This is a genomic window from Enhydrobacter sp. (genome assembly GCF_030246845.1).
Classification (GTDB): domain Bacteria; phylum Pseudomonadota; class Alphaproteobacteria; order Reyranellales; family Reyranellaceae; genus Reyranella.
In genome coordinates this window covers 1,911,811-1,925,453 of record NZ_CP126889.1, presented here as the reverse complement: position 1 = coordinate 1,925,453, position 13,643 = coordinate 1,911,811, and the positions used below count along the sequence as shown (strand labels likewise).

Sequence of the window (13,643 nt, the reverse complement as noted above, 5' to 3'; positions counted from 1 at the left end):
GCGGTCCGCATGAACATGAGCGCCATTGGAGTGGCGCGCTCCCATGAAATCCAATCGCTTCCTCTACCTGCTGCCGCTGCTGACGCTCGTGATCCTGGCGGGCTTCTTCGGCTGGTCGCTGGTGTCGGGGCGCGATCCGGCGTCGATCGGCTCGCCGCTGGTGGGCCGGGCCGCGCCATCGCTCGCGGCGCCGGCGCTCCGGCCGGGCGAGCCCGCGCTCTCCGACGCGCTCCTGCACTCGGGCAAGCCGGTGCTGGTGAACTTCTTCGCGAGCTGGTGCACGCCCTGCCTCGCCGAGCAGCCGCTGCTCCTGCGGCTGGCGCAGAAGGAGGGCGTCACCATCATCGGCGTCGCCTGGAAGAACAAGCCCGAGGAGGCGCGCGCCTGGCTCGAGCGGCTGGGCGATCCCTTCGCCGCCGCGGGCTACGATCTCGACGGTTCGATGGCCGTCAACTGGGGTCTCTCCGGCGTGCCCGAGACCTTCCTGATCGACGCGCAGGGCATCGTGCGCCTGCACATCCGCGCGCCGATCCTGGAGAAGGACGTCGAGCAGCGCCTGCTGCCGCTCCTCAAGGCCGGGTCGTGATGGGCGGCGGTGGGCAGGCACCGAAAAGCCGGCGGACGTTGTGCGTCCTGCTCCTGAGCCTGTCGCTCTCGCTGCCCGCCCTCGCCGTCGAGCCGTCGGAGATGCTGTCCGATCCGGCGCTCGAGGCCAGGGCGCGGACGCTGAGCCGGGAGCTGCGCTGCGTCGTCTGCCAGAACGAATCGGTCGACGATTCGCCGGCCGAGGTGGCGCACGACATCCGCCGCGCCGTGCGCGAGCGGCTGGTGGCGGGCGACACCGACCGGCAGGTGCTCGACTACATGGTGGCGCGCTACGGCGACTACGTGCTGCTGAAGCCGCCCTTCAAGACGCGCACGCTGGTCCTCTGGCTGGGCACGCCGGCGGTGCTGCTGCTGGGCGCGATTGGCCTCTGGCTCGTCAACCGCCGCCGCGCCGCCGCGCCCGGCCCGGCACCGCTCAGCGACGAAGAGCGGGCGCGGCTCGACTCGTTCCTCGGGCGGCGCGACTAGCCGTGCTCGAATTCCTCCTCGCGCTCTTGACCGCGGGCACCGTGGGCGTGCTCCTGATCCCGCTGCTGCGCGCACGGCTTCGGACGACCGACCGCCTGCAGGGCGACCTTGCGATCTATCGCGACCAGCTCGCCGAGCTGGAGCGCGAGCGCGCCCAAGGCAGCCTCGCCGCGCCGGAAGCCCAGGCCGCGCGCACCGAGATCGAGCGCCGCATCCTCGCTGCCGCCGACAAGGGCTCCGCGCCCGCGCGCAAGCCCGCCGCCGCGCTGCACCGCTTCCTGCCGCCCGTGCTCTGCCTCCTGATCCCGGCCTTCGCACTCGGCCTCTATCTCCGCATCGGCCAGCCTGGCCTGCCCTCGGCGCCCTTCGTGCCGCACCCGACCGCGCCCGCCGCCGTGCCGCGCGAGACCGCGCCCGGCCTCGACCAGCAGATCGCCGCCCTCCGCGCGCGCCTGAAGGAGAAGCCCGACGATCCCGAGACCCTGTCGGCGCTGGGCGAGCTCCTGACGCAGCAGGCCCAGGGCGTCGTGCCCCAGCCCGCTGTCGAGCTTTTCCGCCGCGCGCTCGACAAGCAGCCGGCCGACGCACGCGCGCTCTTCTATCTCGGCCTGCACGAGGCGCAGGCGGGCGACCCGAAGGCGGCGCTCACGCGCTGGCTCGACCTCGAGGCACGCTCGCCCGAGGGCGCGCCGTGGCTCGCCATGCTGCGCGGCGAGATCGCGCGCGTGGCTCAGCAGTCCGGCATCGATCCGAAGAGCATCGAGCCCGACCGCAAGTCGCCGCCTGTCGCGGCCGCGCAACCGCCCTCCCTGTCGGGCATGCCGCAGCCCACGCCGGAGGAGCGCGAGGCGATGGCGAAGATGACGCCCGAGCAGCGCCAGCAGGCGATCCGCGGCATGGTCGATCGCCTCGATGCGAAGCTCCGTGCCTCGCCGAAGGACCGCGACGGCTGGCTGCGGCTCGCCAACGCGCGGCGCGTGCTGGGCGAGCCCGACAAGGCGGCCGAGGCCTATGGGAAGGCCGATGCGCTGGCACCGCTCGGGCCACAACAGCTCGCCGACTGGGCCGAGGCCGAGGTGCGTCAGATCCAGCCCGGCACGCCGCCCCCGCCGCAGGCCGTCGCCGTGCTCAGGCGCCTCGAAGCGGCGCAGCCCGACAACGCCCTCGCCCTCTTCTACCTCGGCGCCGCCTCCTTTGCCGGGGGCGACAAGGCCGATGCCGCCCGCCGCTGGAAGAAGCTCCTGGCGCTGCTGCCCGCCGACGCGCCGATCCGCGCGATGCTGGAGGAGAAGATCAAGGAGACCGGCGAGTGACCCGGCTTGTCGCCAATTTTTCACCCCGGTGAACAAGTCTCCGATTGTGATGGTTTATTGCGTCGGTGCTATTCTGAGAGCTCGACGTAAGTAATTCGGCACAGCCTGCGGGAGTCGGCTGGTCACTGTAATCGGCTTTTCGCCTTCCCACTTGGCGAATCCGATCTGACCGCAATAGATGAACGGTGCAGCAGTAGACGAGCGAAGTTTAGAAGGTCTCACAAATAGATGAACGTGATGGCCTGCCTCCACTCCGCTTATGATTCGACCATGCCTCGATGTCCGGGTCGTCTGGGATTGTGTTTGCCACTGGAAAGTCTGCGGGTCGATGAAGTGATCCTCGTACTGATTGCCGGCAGCTAGGTTTCCCTTCTTCAAGGTAATCAAGAGAAGCAGATTACGACCGGTAAGCACCATGCCAGCATTCCAACTACCGCGGTTGAATGAAGCCCCGAAAAGCGCGGGTATTTCGGCACGTGCATATTCTTTCCAAAGTTCAGGGCCGCTTTGGTCCGGCAAGGCCTCGTCGATCTCTTCCGTCGGAATCGGGTCAGAAGGATTGCGGCCTAGATATTGGGCGATACGCACCTCCAGAAGTTCCGAGACGAGCTTCTGAAAGGCAGGCACCAATGGCTCGGACACTGAGAATGACGTTCCGAATTCATTGTCATGAAAATCGAAGTATGATGTTCCGCCGGTGCCCCTGCCCCCAATCCAAGCCCCAATTGGATTTTGAACGAGCAGTCGCTTTAGGTCGTCAAGGTTGTCCAAAGACACCGTTACGTCGTGGCGGAACCGCGGATTTCGAGCGGCGATGTTCGCAAATCGGCTTGCAAGCGGATCAAGCGCGATGCGCCCAGGCAGGACGTTCTCTTCGATCATCGCCTTGAGCAAGAGCATCTTGTAGCTCTTGGTCATCGGCGTGGTTGCTAACGTGGTCAAGAATGCTCGATAGCGACGGAACGCTTCCGCCGCTTCGCCATCAAGGTCTCCCATATGCTCAACGAAACCAAACCAACCGCCATGGCCGGTAGCGCGAAGGTCGAAGCCAGCATGGAATGTTTCAAGAGCGGTTGGGCGCGCGCCGTGCCGCTGCCTGAAATCCACATAGAATCCCTCCAGCGCGTCTCCGTGGTCTGTCCGTCGCAAGAGCTGCTGCAGCAGGTCAAGGGCTTTGAGTTCGTATGTCACCTCGCAGCCTGGCGGAAACTTGAACTGGCCGCTTCCAATTGCTTCGAGGGCAAGAGCCAGCGACCGATCGCCTTCGCCCAGACGCAAGAGCGCTCTGGCCTTGGTCAGGAAGATTCTATGATTTCCGATGTAGTCGACGACGTTAAGTCGGTCCTTACCACCAGAGATGCGCAATCCTCGCCCAAACTGCTGCAACCATACTATGACCGACTCTGTTGGGCGCAGCATGAGAACGGTGTCTATTTCCGGCAAGTCGACACCCTCGTTTAGGATGTCCACGGCAAACACGATATCAAGTTGGCCAGTTTGCAATTGCTCCAACGACGTTACCCGCGGTGCGGATGTCGGGCCAGAGTGAATGGCGGCCGCACGAACGCCACGTTCATTGAAGAACTGCGCCATGAAGTCTGCATGCGCGATGGAGCAGCAGAAGCCGATCGACTTCCGGCCACCGTGCTTCTGGTGCTGTTCGAATGCGTTTTGTGCTCGCTGCTGTGTGGCTAGAGCCTGCGTCAGTGCTTCTTCGTCGAAAGCGGTCGATCGCCAGGGTATTTGCGTATAGTCGACCTCGTCGGGAATGCCCAGATAGCGAAAGGGGGAAAGCAGCCCCTCCGTAATTCCTTCAACATATCGCAGCGAAAGACGAGGTTTTCTTGGCAAAGGCCCAGCAGATCGCCCCCATCGGTGCGTTCCGGCGTTGCTGTCAGGCCAAGAAGGAACCGAGGAGTAAAGTGCTCGATTAGCGTCCGGTATGTCGGCGCCGCAGCATGATGAAACTCGTCTACGACGATGTAGTCGAACCAATCCGGTGGAAAGTTCCGAAGGTGTTTGGTTCGGCCAAGCGTCTGAATCGACGCGAACAGAACGTCGGCGGAGGGGTCTTTTTCGTCTCCAGTATACCGACCGAACCGAGCCCCTGGACGAACTCGCCGGAAAGTCGCGATAGCTTGATTGAGAATTTCCTCTCGGTGAGCGACAAAGAGGACACGGACAAAGCCTTCGATCGTGCCCCGAGACGTGGTGTAGCTGGCGCTGAGTCAGCACAGCGATCTTCGGCGTGAGCCGGATCGATCAGGCAGCCACAGCAGGCAGCCCGACGAGAGGATCATCGCTTACGGGGGCGATGCTTTCCAGCGTGATGTAGCGGGAGCGCTGGACGGCCCACTCGTCGTTCTGCTCGAGCAGGATGGCCCCGACGAGTCGAACGATGGCCGCTTCATTGGGGAAGATGCCGACGACCTCGGTGCGGCGCTTGATCTCGCCGTTGAGGCGCTCCAGGGGGTTGATCGAGTGCAGCTTGACCCGGTGCTGTGCCGGGAAGCTCATGTAGGCGAGCACATCGGGCTCTGCCTCGTCCATCAGGGTAGCCAGCTTGGGGACCTTGGGTCGGAGCTGATCGGCGACACGCCGCCACTGCGCACGCGCCTGCTCGGCATCGTCCTGGGCGAAGGCGGTGGCGATGAAGGCCGAGACCACGCGGCGTCCGCTTCGGCCGGCATGCGCCAAGGCGTTGCGCATGAAGTGGACGCGGCAGCGCTGCCAGGTGGCGGTGAGGATCTTGGAGATCGCTGCCTTGATACCTTCATGGGCGTCGGAGATGACCAGCTTGACGCCGCGCAAGCCGCGGCGCGTCAGCTTCCTGAGGAACGCCGTCCAGAAGGTCTCGGCTTCGGACGGGCCGATATCCATGCCCAGCACCTCGCGCCGGCCGTCGGCGTTGACGCCGACGGCGACGATGACGGCGACCGAGACGATGCGGCCGGCCTGGCGCACCTTCACGTAGGTGGCGTCGATCCACAGATAGGGCCAGTCGCCCTCGATCGGCCGGTCGAGGAAGGCCTTCACCCGCTGGTCGATCTCCTCGCACAGCCGGCTGACCTGGCTCTTGGAGATGCCGCTCATGCCCAAGGCCTTGACCAGGTCGTCGACCGATCGGGTGGAGACGCCTTGGATGTAGGCCTCCTGGATCACCGCGGTCAGGGCCTTCTCGGCCATGCGGCGCGGCTCGAGGAAGCTGGGGAAGTAGCTGCCGCGGCGCAGCTTGGGGATGCGCAGCTCCACCGTGCCGGCCCGCGTCTCCCAATCCCGGTCGCGATAGCCGTTGCGCTGGGCCAGTCGCGTGGCGCTCTTCTCGCCATGGGCGGCGCCGGTCAGCGCACCGACCTCGATCTCCATCAGGCGCTCGGCAGCAAAGGCGATCATCTCGCGCAGAACGTCAGCGTCAGGGGCCTTCTCGACAAGCGAACGCAGGTCCATCATCTCTTCGGTCATCGGTGGTTCCTCGCGTGCAGGTTGGAGCTCGCAACCCAACCCTAACCGGAAATCGCCGGTGACCCCCGCAAGGCCGCTCCCTCGCTACGGCGCCATCAAACAGCGCGCTCGACGCAGCGCCAGCCGTAGCCATTGGCTTCGGCCGCCTCCTTCAAGTCCCGCGTCGCCATCGGCCCCTCGCGCAGCGCCTCGCGCAGGAACGTCTCCGCCTCGTCGACGGCGCTCGGGCCGGCGTCGGGCTTCTCGACCGCCATCAGCTCGCGCGCGGTGCCGTCGAGCGGCTGGCCCCAGTCGATGCGCTGGGCGCAGAGCGCGTGGCCCGGCACGGGCGCGAGCGCCAGCGTGTATTCGAAGCCGCCGGTGTCGGGGCCGAGGTTGGACTTGGCGCGCACCAGGCGGCGCGGCGCGTCCTGCCGGGCGGGCTTCACGGTGGCCAGCACCATGCGCGCCACAGCGCCGAAGGCGAGGCTGCCGGCGACGCGGTCGAGCGGCTCGCGGCCGCCCGAGTTCTTGGCGAGGTGCGTGATGCCCAGCACCGCGCAGTCGAGCTTCTGGGCGAAGTCGACCACCGGCTGCAGCCCGCGCCGGGTCTCGCTGTTCTTGTGGCTGTCGCCGGTGACCGCCGACACGACGGGATCGAGGATCAGGAGCCTGAGGTCCGGCAGGCCCTGCGCCGCGCGCACCAGCCTCGGCATGTCGGACGCGGGATCGAACGGCCGGTCGCGGCCGTCCTCGCGCGCGACATGGACGAAGTGGATGCGGTCCTGCGCGCCGGCGGGCGGCGATCGCGCGGGCGTGGGCGGCGTCGGGGCGCTATCGCGATCCGCTGATGGGGAGCAGCGGGCACGGCGAGATCGACGCCATGCTGGCGGCCGTCCAGGCCCGCTTCCCGGGCTTCGTGCTGAAGCGGACTTCCAAAGTCGATTGCCACAACGATGCCGTGCGCTTCTCGTGGTCGCTGGGACCGGTCGACGGGCCGGCGGTGGTCGAGGGCGTGGATTTCGGCACGCTTTCGCCCGAGGGTAAGCTCGCCTCGATCGTGGGCTTCATCGACAGGATGCCGGCGGCCTAAGGGACAGCGTCATCCGGAGCCGAAAGACCGAGGGAAAAGATCCCTCACGGCGCTCGGGATGACACGACTTCTCTGTGGTTCGAGGACAGCGCAAGCGAAGACCCCGATGCCTTCCGGCATCGGGGCTGTCCCACCCCGTGCGGCCGATGGGGTATTTTCGTCGGCCGTCCGGATTCGGGTGGAACGCGCTCGTCGCAAAGGGCTACGGCCAGTCGGCGGATCGATGACAGTTCGATTGCATCCCTGCCTTGCACGGCCGCATGGCTCTGTTCACAGCCGGCCGTGCTAGGAACGGGACGTACAGTACAAAGGCCTCTCGGCCCGACCGCTGCATACCTGCGGTCGGGCCTTTTTTCTGCCCGCGCGCCGTCGTCAGCGCGTGCCGCCCGGCGTGGTCGGGGCGGCCGGCGCCGTCGGATTCGCCGGATTGGCCGCGCCGCCCGGCGTGGCGGGCATCGGCGTCGGGCTGGCCGGCGCCGGCGCGTGGGTCTCGGCGGGCGCGTTGGCCTGCTGGTCGGTCGCCGGATTGTGGTTGAAGTAGAGCAGGCCGCCGATCACGCCGATCGCCACCAGGATGGCGAGCAGGATGTAGGGGCCGCGGCCGTTGTCGACGGGCTCGAAGCGGGAATTATTGTAGGGGTCGTAGGGGTCGCGATTGTTATAGTCGGACATGGGGGCTCTCCTCGTTCGGGCTCTCGTGTCCCAACGCCGGCCCGCGACAGGAGTTGCCCGTTTCGTCGCACCCCATGGTACGCTTTTGACCAAGTCGGGAGGGAACCTTCATGCCGGACGCTCTTTCTCCTTCTTTCGTGCCCGCGCTGCTCGGCCCCGAGGAGGCCCGGGCGCTGGTCGCCTCCTATCCGCCGGTAAGCGCGCTGGCGGAAAAGAAGGACATCGGCCGCATCGACCCGCACATCCGCCGCTATATCGAGCTGTCGCCGATCTGCTTCCTCGCCACGTCCGACGCCGAGGGCCGCGAGGACGTGACGCCGCGCGGCGACCCGCCGGGCTCGTTCAAGGTGCTGGACGAGAAGACCGTCGCCATCCCCGACCGGCCGGGCAACAACCGGCTCGATTCGCTCGGGAACCTGCTGGCGAACCCGGAGATCGCGCTGATCTTCCTGCTGCCGGGCGTGAACGAGACGGTGCGGCTCGCCGGCACCGCCCGGCTCTCGGTCGATCCCGAGCTGCTGGCCTCGATGGCGGTGCAGGGCAAGGCGCCCCGATGCGCCATCGTGGTGTCGGTGCGCCAGGCCTATCTCCACTGCGCCAAGGCGCTGCTGCGCGCCAAGCTCTGGAGCGGCGAGTACGCCCAACCCAAGGGCGCCTTCCCCTCGATCGCCCGCATCATCGGCGACCAGCTCGGCCTGAGCGAGGCCGACAAGGCGAGCGGCGAGGCGCGCGTCGAGCGCGCCTACCGCGAGTCGCTGTGGGAGCCGATGAAGTAGTGGCGGCTATTACAAGTTCGGTGTCATCCCGAGCGCACGCGAGGGATCCTTCGGCGTCGCAAAAGATCCCTCGCCTTCGGCTCGGGATGACACCGAAGGGGTTGGGCGCGCTCCTATGAGAGCTGAAGAAGGCATCTTCGCGTGCGGCGACGTCGCCCTGCAGCGCGGCGGGACGCTCAGGGACGCGCGCATCGTCTACAAGACCTTCGGTACGCTGTCGGCCAGGCGCGACAACGTCATCGTCTATCCGACCAGCTATTCGGCGCACCACACCGACATCGAGTGGCTGGTGTCGCCCGAGCACGCGCTCGATCCAAGCCGCTACTTCGTCGTCATCCCCAACATGTTCACCAACGGGCTCTCGAGCTCGCCCTCCAACACGCCGGGCGGCTTCCCCGAGGTCACCACCTACGACAACGTGATGCAGCAGCGCCGACTGCTGGCGGAGGTGTTCGGCGTCGAGCGCGTGAAGCTGGTCTATGGCTGGTCGATGGGCGCGCAGCAGGCCTATCACTGGGCGGCGCTGTTCGGCGACGCGGTCGAGCGCATCGTCGTGAACTGCGGCTCGGCCAGGACGGCACCGCACAACTTCGTCTTCCTCGAAGGCATCCGCGCCACCTTGCAGGCGGCCGCGACGCCCGAGCAGGGGCTGCGCGCCATGGGCCGCATCTATGCCGGCTGGGCGCTGAGCCAGACCTTCTACCGCCGCGAGCTGTGGCGCGGGCTTGGCTTCCGCGATCTCGAGGACTTCCTGGTGCGCTCGTGGGAAGCGGGCTTCCTGCGGCGCAACCTGCACGACCTGCTGGCCCAGCTCCGGACTTGGCAGCATTCCGACATCTCGGCCAACGAGCTCTATCGCGGCGACCTTCGGACGGCGCTGGCCGGCATCAAGGCGCGCGTGCTGCTGATGCCGTCGGCGACCGACCTCTATTTCCAGACCGACGACAATCGCGCCGAGCTGCCGCATCTCAGGGACGCGCGCCTGGTCGAGATCCCCTCGATCTGGGGCCATCGCGCCGGCAATCCGCGCGACAATCCAGAGGATGCCGCCTTCATCGACCGCCAGGTGGCCGCGCTCCTCGAATCGTAACTGACTTGCGAATCATTCTCAATATCGCTACAGCCATGGCATCGACCGACGGGAGCCCATGGCCGACCATCACCGCCTGCTGTCCAGCTTCGCCCGGCATCGCTCGGCGCTGCTGCGCTTCCTGCAGCGGCGGCTGAGCAACGCGACCCTCGCCGAGGATCTGACGCAGGAAACGTGGCTGCGCGCGGCCAACGCGCAGAACGCCGCCGCGATCGACAATCCGCGCGGCTTCCTGTTCTCCATCGCCGCCAATCTCGCGATCGATCACCAGCGCCATGTCGGCCAGCGGATCGAGCTGCAGGCCGCGCCGCAGGTCGTCGAGGCGGTGGCCGACCGGCAGCCGTCGCCGGAAAACGTCGTGCTCCACCGCAGCGAGTTCGCGCGGCTCGCGCGGATGGTCGAGGGCCTGTCGCCGCGCTGCCGCGAGGTCTTCGTGCTGGGCAAGTTCGAGGGGCTGAGCCTCGCCGAAATCGGCCGGCGCCTCGGCATCAGCCGCAACACCGTGGTGACCCACATGGTCAGGGCCCTGGCGGCGATCGAGCGCGAGATGGCCGCCGACGACCAACCGCCGATCGACAAATAATCGTTACAGGCTCACGCTGGGTCGCTTCCCGCGCGTCCAACGGGTAAGGAGACACGATCGGCGGCCCGACCGCCGTGGAGCACCATGTCGGATCGAGCCCGGGACTTGCTGATCGAGGAGGCGCTGCGCTGGCTGGTCGTGTTGCGCGACAAGTCGGCCGACGAGAGGGACCGCCGTGCCTTCGACCGATGGCGCACGGCCGACCCGGCGCACGAGGCGGCCTGGCAGCGCGCGCAGGCGGTCTGGCAACGGGCCGATATCCTCGGGCCGCATCTGAGAAGCCGACGGCCGGTGCCCCGGCCCTGGACCCGCCGGCGCTGGCTGCAGGCGGCGGCGGTGGGGGCGGTCGCGATCCCGGCCGGCGTCCTGTTCCTGCGCTCCGATCTCCTGTCCGATCTCCTGGCCGATTTCAGGACCACGGCGGGCGAGCGGCGGACCTTCGCGCTGGCGGACGGCTCGACGGTCGAGCTGGCCGGCGCGAGCGCCCTTGCCGTGTCGTTCAGCGCCAATGCCCGTCATCTGCGCCTGATCGAGGGCGAGGCCTTTTTCGACGTTTTCCCCGACCCCGGTCGGCCGTTCGTCGTCGAGGCCGGCGCTGGCCGCACGCATGCGTTGGGCACCGCGTTCGACGTCAAGCTCGGCGACGGGTCGGTGGACGTTGCCGTATCGGCTCACAAGGTGGCGGTCTCGATCGCGGACGGGCCGCCGACGATCGTCGAGCAGGGCCGGACCGTGCGCTACACGACCGATCGGATCGAGCTCGCACGGCCGGCCGACCTGCGCGCTGTCGAGGCCTGGCGGCGCGACCGTCTCGTGTTCCAGGAAGCGCCGCTCGGCGAGGTCATCGCCGACCTGCAACGGTGCCGCGGCGGCCGCATCCTGCTCACCGATGCGCGGTTGCGCGACCTCAGGGTGACGGCGGTGTTCGACACGCGCCAGGTCGACGCGGCTTTGGCCACGATCGCCAGCACTTTGCCGATCCGCCTCCACCGCTTCACCGACTGGCTGGTCGTCCTCTCGCCCAGCGGCTGAGCGCCGCCTCTCCCCGAAGAAAATGCGCCACGGCCCTCATACGGCCGGGCCGCTCGTCCGTCCCAAGGACAGGGCGTCGGTGCGTTCGGGGAGCGGAGATGCGTTCGGTCAGGGCTGCTTGTGCGATGGTTGCGGGAGCTGCGGCCTTCATGGGAGTCGCCTCGGCGACGCAGGCCGAGCCTCGCAAGGGCCCCCGGGCCGATCCATGGTGGGCCGATCCACGAGGGGCCGATCCCCAACTGGCGCAAACCGCCGCGAGCCGGACCTTCGATATCGCGCCACAGCCGCTCGGCTCGGCCCTCATCCGCTTCAGCGAAGCGACCGGGATCCAGCTCTTCTTCGATGCCTCGATCGCGCGCGATCTCCAGTCGCCGGGCGTCAAGGGAAGCTTCACGCCGCAGGATGCGCTCGGCCGGCTGCTGGCCGGAACGGGGCTCACGCCGCGTTTCACCAACCCCACGACCGTGACGTTGCAGAAGGAAGCGCATGCCAACGCACCGTCCGACGCGGTCCAGCTCGCGCCCGTGGTGGTGCAGGGGCAGCGGCCGGAAACGGCGACCGGACCGGTCGACGGCTTCATCGCCTACCGCAGCGCCACGGCGACCAAGACCGACACGCCGCTTCTCGAAACGCCGCAGGCCATCACCGTCATCGGCCGCGACCAGATGCAGACGCAGAACGTGCAGTCGGTGAACGATGCCGTCCAATACACCGCCGGGGCGACCAGCGCCGGCGCCACCATCGATTCGCGCTACGACACCATCCGGGTGCGCGGCTTCGTGGCTCCGGTCTATGTCGATGGCCTGATACTGCCCTCCGACTCGAACCACTTCGCCGAATTCAGGGTCGATCCGTTCGGGATCGAGCGGGTCGAGATCCTGCGCGGGCCCTCCTCGGCGCTCTACGGCCAGATCCCGCCCGGCGGCATGGTGAGCCTCGTGAGCCTGCGGCCCACCAGCGATCCGGTGCACGCGGTCGAGCTGCAGGGCAACAGCTTCGGCCGGCTGCAGGCCGGCGCCGACATCGGCGGCCTGCTGACCGGGGACGGCCGGTTCCTCTATCGCCTGACCGGCCTGTGGCATGGCGGCGGCACGCAGATCGACCATGTCGACGACAGCCGGGCGATGATCCAGCCTGCCTTCACCTGGCGGCCGGACGACGACACGACGCTGACGCTGTTCGGGATGTTCCAGCGCGACGTGTTCGGTCTCGGCACGCAGTTCCTGCCGGCGCAGGGCACGGTGCTGCCCAATCCCTACGGCACGCTGCCGATGAGCGCCTTCGTCGGCGAGCCGAACTACAACATCTTCGGACGCAGCCAATGGTGGGCCGGCTACCAGTTCGAGCATCGCGTCAACGACGCGGTGACCCTGCGCCAGAACCTGCGCTACGCCTCGGTCAACATCGACATGGAGTCGCTGGGCGGCGCCGGCCTACAGGACAATCTCTTCACCCTCAATCGCCTCGCCTATCACGTGATCGAGGCGGCGCAGAACATCGCGATCGACAACCAGGCGCAGGTGAAGTTCTCGACAGGCCCGCTGAAGCACGAGGCCCTGCTCGGCTTCGACTATGTGCACGCCGGCATCCAGACCCGGCAGGGCGTGGGCGCCGCGCCGCCGCTGCAGAACGTCTTCAACCCGGTCTACGGCCAGGCGGTGACGCCGCCGGACATCACGGTCAGCACGTCGCAGCGGCAGAACCAGTACGGTCTCTACCTGCAGGACCAGATTGCGCTCGAGCACTGGCGGCTGACGTTGAGCGGTCGCCACGACTGGGTCGACACCACGACGCAGGACTACATGGCCCACACGACGAGCGGCCAGGCGGTCGGCGCTTTCTCGGGTCGCGCCGGCCTGAACTATGTCTTCGACTTCGGCCTCTCGCCCTACGTCTCCTACGCGACCTCGTTCCAGCCGACCCTGGGTACGACCTTCGGCGGCACGCCCTTCCAGCCGAGTCGCGGCGAGCAGTACGAGGTGGGGTTGAAGTACCTGCCGGCGGACGGCGACATCTCGGCGACGCTCGCCGCCTACTGGCTCGTCCAGCAGAACGCGCTCACCCCCGATCCGGTCAATCCCGGCTTCAGCGTGCAGACCGGTCAGGTGACGGTGCAGGGCATCGAGTTCGACGCCACAGCGAAGCTGGCGCCGGGCTTCAACATCGTCGGCTCCTACGCCTACACCGACGCCAAGGTGACCGGCAGCACCGGCGACGATCTCGGCATGCAGGTGCCGACCATTCCGCAGCACCGCGGGTCGCTGTGGTCGAACTTCGTGGTCCAGGAAGGGCGCCTGCGCGGCCTCGGTTTCGGTGCTGGCTTTCGCTACATCGGCCCGAGCTACGGCGACGCGACGAATACCTTGCTTGTCCCGGGCTATGTGCTGGTCGACGCCCTGGTGAGCTACGAGCTGGGCGAGCTCAATCCCAGGCTTCAGGGCGTCAAGCTCGCGCTCAACGCCCGCAACATCATGGACACGAGGTACGTTGATCTCTGCACCAGCATCGCCGCCTGCTTCTACGGCAACAGCCGTCAGGTCACCCTGACGCTGCGTTACGACTGGTAGGC

13 protein-coding genes and 1 pseudogene are annotated in these 13,643 nt (G+C 67.5%); 9 read left to right on the top strand and 5 right to left on the bottom strand.

Going from position 1 to position 13,643, the window contains the following annotated elements; translation table 11 throughout:
- The first annotated feature begins 43 nt into the window (after window positions 1-43).
- From OJF58_RS09705 to ccmI, 3 genes are read left to right on the top strand one after another with little or no spacing between them, the layout of a single operon-like run.
- Window positions 44-586: a DsbE family thiol:disulfide interchange protein gene (locus tag OJF58_RS09705; protein ID WP_300783837.1), complete on the top strand. Its 543-nt coding sequence runs from the start codon at window positions 44-46 to the stop codon at window positions 584-586.
- Window positions 586-1,074: a cytochrome c-type biogenesis protein gene (locus tag OJF58_RS09700; RefSeq protein ID WP_300785233.1), complete on the top strand. Its 489-nt coding sequence runs from the start codon at window positions 586-588 to the stop codon at window positions 1,072-1,074. Before OJF58_RS09705 ends, OJF58_RS09700 begins: the two co-directional genes overlap by 1 nt.
- A 2-nt stretch (window positions 1,075-1,076) precedes the next feature.
- Complete coding sequence (ccmI, locus tag OJF58_RS09695; protein WP_300783836.1) at window positions 1,077-2,387, top strand: c-type cytochrome biogenesis protein CcmI; 1,311 nt, start codon at window positions 1,077-1,079, stop codon at window positions 2,385-2,387.
- A gap of 54 nt (window positions 2,388-2,441) precedes the next feature.
- On the opposite strand, the gene OJF58_RS09690 is transcribed toward ccmI, so the two are convergent.
- The 4 genes and pseudogenes from OJF58_RS09690 to OJF58_RS09680 all read right to left on the bottom strand — a co-directional run bounded on the left by OJF58_RS09690 (window position 2,442) and on the right by OJF58_RS09680 (window position 6,607).
- Window positions 2,442-4,238 (bottom strand): DUF3427 domain-containing protein, encoded by a 1,797-nt coding sequence (locus OJF58_RS09690; protein WP_300783834.1) that lies wholly within the window; start codon window positions 4,236-4,238, stop codon window positions 2,442-2,444.
- A 38-nt stretch (window positions 4,239-4,276) separates the two neighbouring features.
- A pseudogene (locus OJF58_RS27125) lies at window positions 4,277-4,582 on the bottom strand (DEAD/DEAH box helicase family protein); the annotation flags it as partial.
- A 67-nt stretch (window positions 4,583-4,649) separates the two neighbouring features.
- Complete coding sequence (locus OJF58_RS09685) at window positions 4,650-5,849, bottom strand: IS256 family transposase (protein WP_300779380.1); 1,200 nt, start codon at window positions 5,847-5,849, stop codon at window positions 4,650-4,652.
- 95 nt (window positions 5,850-5,944) lie between these two features.
- Window positions 5,945-6,607, bottom strand: coding sequence for an AAA family ATPase (locus OJF58_RS09680; protein WP_300785231.1), 663 nt, complete (start codon window positions 6,605-6,607; stop codon window positions 5,945-5,947).
- 71 nt (window positions 6,608-6,678) lie between these two features.
- Between OJF58_RS09680 and OJF58_RS09675 the strand changes: the two genes are divergently transcribed.
- Window positions 6,679-6,921 (top strand): hypothetical protein, encoded by a 243-nt coding sequence (locus tag OJF58_RS09675; RefSeq protein ID WP_366526825.1) that lies wholly within the window; start codon window positions 6,679-6,681, stop codon window positions 6,919-6,921.
- Between the two features lie 372 nt (window positions 6,922-7,293).
- Here OJF58_RS09675 and OJF58_RS09670 read toward each other — a convergent pair whose 3' ends face one another.
- Window positions 7,294-7,593 carry a hypothetical protein gene (locus OJF58_RS09670; RefSeq protein ID WP_300783833.1) on the bottom strand — a complete coding sequence of 100 codons (300 nt, stop codon included), beginning with the start codon at window positions 7,591-7,593 and terminating at the stop codon, window positions 7,294-7,296.
- Window positions 7,594-7,703: 110 nt separating this feature from the next.
- On the opposite strand from OJF58_RS09670, the gene OJF58_RS09665 reads away from it, so the two are divergent.
- The 5 genes from OJF58_RS09665 (at window position 7,704) to OJF58_RS09645 (ending at window position 13,641) form a co-directional block, all read left to right on the top strand.
- Window positions 7,704-8,369 (top strand): MSMEG_1061 family FMN-dependent PPOX-type flavoprotein, encoded by a 666-nt coding sequence (locus OJF58_RS09665; RefSeq protein ID WP_300783831.1) that lies wholly within the window; start codon window positions 7,704-7,706, stop codon window positions 8,367-8,369.
- A 115-nt stretch (window positions 8,370-8,484) separates the two neighbouring features.
- Window positions 8,485-9,459 carry an alpha/beta fold hydrolase gene (locus tag OJF58_RS09660; protein WP_300783829.1) on the top strand — a complete coding sequence of 325 codons (975 nt, stop codon included), beginning with the start codon at window positions 8,485-8,487 and terminating at the stop codon, window positions 9,457-9,459.
- Window positions 9,460-9,517: 58 nt separating this feature from the next.
- Window positions 9,518-10,042, top strand: coding sequence for an RNA polymerase sigma factor (locus OJF58_RS09655; RefSeq protein WP_300783828.1), 525 nt, complete (start codon window positions 9,518-9,520; stop codon window positions 10,040-10,042).
- Between the two features lie 84 nt (window positions 10,043-10,126).
- Complete coding sequence (locus tag OJF58_RS09650; protein WP_300783826.1) at window positions 10,127-11,074, top strand: FecR family protein; 948 nt, start codon at window positions 10,127-10,129, stop codon at window positions 11,072-11,074.
- Window positions 11,075-11,223: 149 nt separating this feature from the next.
- Complete coding sequence (locus OJF58_RS09645; protein ID WP_300783825.1) at window positions 11,224-13,641, top strand: TonB-dependent siderophore receptor; 2,418 nt, start codon at window positions 11,224-11,226, stop codon at window positions 13,639-13,641.
- Window positions 13,642-13,643: the final 2 nt, after the last annotated feature.